Origin of the sequence: Kitasatospora phosalacinea (assembly GCF_000717185.1) — a bacterium.
Lineage (GTDB): Bacteria > Actinomycetota > Actinomycetes > Streptomycetales > Streptomycetaceae > Kitasatospora > Kitasatospora phosalacinea_A.
Map to the genome: position 1 here is coordinate 1 of NZ_JNYE01000208.1, position 2557 is coordinate 2557.

2 protein-coding genes are annotated in these 2557 nt (G+C 70.6%); both read left to right on the plus strand.

Annotated elements, in window-relative coordinates:
- Nucleotides 1-130: 130 nt before the first annotated feature.
- Nucleotides 131-1654 (plus strand): IS21 family transposase, encoded by a 1524-nt coding sequence (istA, locus tag OO57_RS37490; RefSeq protein WP_033257362.1) that lies wholly within the window; start codon nt 131-133, stop codon nt 1652-1654.
- Entirely contained in the window at nt 1654-2445 is a 792-nt protein-coding gene (istB, locus tag OO57_RS37495; RefSeq protein ID WP_033257363.1) for an IS21-like element helper ATPase IstB, read from the plus strand. The genes istA and istB overlap by 1 nt, the downstream gene beginning before the upstream one ends.
- Nucleotides 2446-2557 lie beyond the last annotated feature (112 nt).

A 2557-nucleotide genomic window follows, 5' to 3' on the forward strand; every position in this document is an offset into this window, starting at 1 on the left:
TGACGGCGGCCATGACATCCTCCCCGTGGGCGGCCATATAGCGCCCCACTGATGGCCACGGGTTTCCCCGCGTATGGCCAGATATCTCCCCGCTCGCCCGATTGGTTCCCGCTCGGCGACGCTGGAGCGGGTGAAGAACAGCAGGGAGATCATGGAGATCCTGGAGGCATACGACCTCACAGGCAGTTACCGTGCTGCGGCCGAGCTGGCCGGGTGCGACCACCACACGGTGGCCCGGTACGTGAAGATGCGCGAGGCCGGCCTGGAGCCGGGCCAGCGCCGGCACCGGGCCCGCGCGATCGACGACTACCTTCCGAAGATCGAGGAGCTGGTGGTCCGCTCGCAGGGCCGCATCCGCTCGGACGTGGTGCACCGGCGCCTGGTCGCGATGGGCTTCACGGGCGGGGAACGCACCACCCGCCGCACGGTCGCCGAGGCGAAGGCCCAGTTCAGAGCCGGTCAGCGGCGCGTCTACCGACCATGGGTGACCGAGCCGGGTCTCTGGCTGCAGTACGACTTCGGCGACGGCCCGGTGATCAAGGGCCGCAAGACGACGCTGTTCTGCGCGTGGCTGGCCTGGTCGAGGTTCCGGGTGGTGATCCCGATCTGGGACAAGACCCTGCCGACGGTCACGGCCTGCCTGGACACCACGCTGCGGCGGATCGGCGGGGTGCCGGCCTACGTACTGACCGACAACGAGAAGACGGTGACGACCGATCACATCGCCGGGATCGCGGTCCGCAACCCGGAGATCGTGGAGGTCGCCCGGCACTACGGCACCACGATCCGCACCTGCGTGCCGGCCGATCCGGAGTCGAAGGGCGGTTCGGAGGCGACGGTGCGGATCGCCAAGGCCGACCTGGTGCCCAAGGACGTGAACCTGCGCGAGGAGTTCCGCACCTTCGGCGAACTGGAGGCCGCCTGCCGCCAGTTCTGCGACGAGGTCAACTCCCGCACCCACCGCGAGACCCGCCGCAAGCCCGTCGACCGCCTCGCCGAGGAGAAGCAACGGCTGCACCCGCTGCCCCGCCAGCCGTTCACCGCGGCGTTCGGCACGACCCGCAGGGTCAACTGGGACGCGACGATCTCGGTCGAGGCGGTGCGCTACTCGGTCCCGCACGAGCTGATCGACACCCGGGTCTGGGCCCGCTTCCACGGCGAGGAGCTGATCGTCACCGCGGTCGACGGCAGCGGCACCGCCCGCGAGGTCGCCCGCCACCAGGTCGGCAAGCCGGGCTCGCCCGTGCTGGACGACGCCCACTACCCGCCGCGCGAGAACAAGGAAGCCGACCGCACGCCGAAGGCGACCAGCGTCGAGGAGGCCGCGTTCCTCCAGCTCGGCCCCGGCGCCGCCAGCTGGCTGGTCGAGGCTGCCGCGGCCGGCACCCGGCGGATGAAGGCGAAGATGGCCCAGGCCGTCGCCCTCGCCAAGCTCTTCTCCGCCGAGGAAGTCGATCGGGCACTGGGCACCGCGGCGGTCACCGGCCGCTTCGCGGACAAGGACCTGCTCTCGATCCTCGACTACCAGGCCGTCCACGGACAGGCCGAACCCACCCGCCGCAGCGAGGAGCACTCGCTCCAGCCGGGCACCTCCGCCTGGTCCTCCTTCGGCGTCAACGCTCTGCTCGACCACGATGAAAGCGACCCGTCCTGATGGCCACCCCGCTCCGAACCGTCCACGGCACCAACGGCGATCCGCTGGCCGAGGCCATCGAACTGACCAAGCGGCTCAAGCTCCCGCACATCCGCCGCTCGCTGCCCGACATCATCCCCACCGCCAAGGCCCAACGCTGGGACCCGGCCGAGGTGGTGAGGGTCCTGCTCTCGGAGGAGGCCGCCGGCCGCGACCGGGCGAACCTGCACACCCGCCGCAAGCGGGCCGGCTTCCCGACCGGCAAGACCTTCGGCGACTGGGACGAGACCGCCTCCGCGATCCCCAGGCACACCCAGGACGCGCTCAAGTCCCTTGAATGGGTGGGCCGTCGGGAGAATCTCTGCGTCTGCGGCCCGTCCGGCACCGGCAAGAGCCACTTCACCGAGGCGCTCGGCCAGGCCGCGGTCGAGTCCGGCATGACCGTCGCCTGGTTCACCATCGAGGACCTCGGCGCACTCGTCCGCCGGCACCGCGCGGACGACTCGATCGCCCGCGCGCTCGCCAGGATCATCCGCTCGGACCTGATCCTGGTCGACGACATCGGCCTGCTGCCCGTCTCTCCGGACGCCGCCGAAGGCTTCTACCGGCTGGTCGACGCCGCCTACGAGCGCCGCTCGATCGCGGTCAGCAGCAACCTCCACCCGTCTGGGTTCGACGAGATCATGCCGAAGACCCTGGCCACCGCCACAGTCGACCGGCTCATGCACCACGCCCACATCGTCGTCACCCAGGGTGACAGCTACCGGCTCACCCAGGCCACCACCGGCAAGGGAGTGAAGCCCTTCAGCTGACCGAGTCCACACGACGGTGGGGAGTTATCTGGCCGCCGTCGGGGACATCCAGCTGGCCGCCAGCGGGGCAGATCCCTGGCCGCCTGCGGGGCGAACTACATGGCCGTTGACA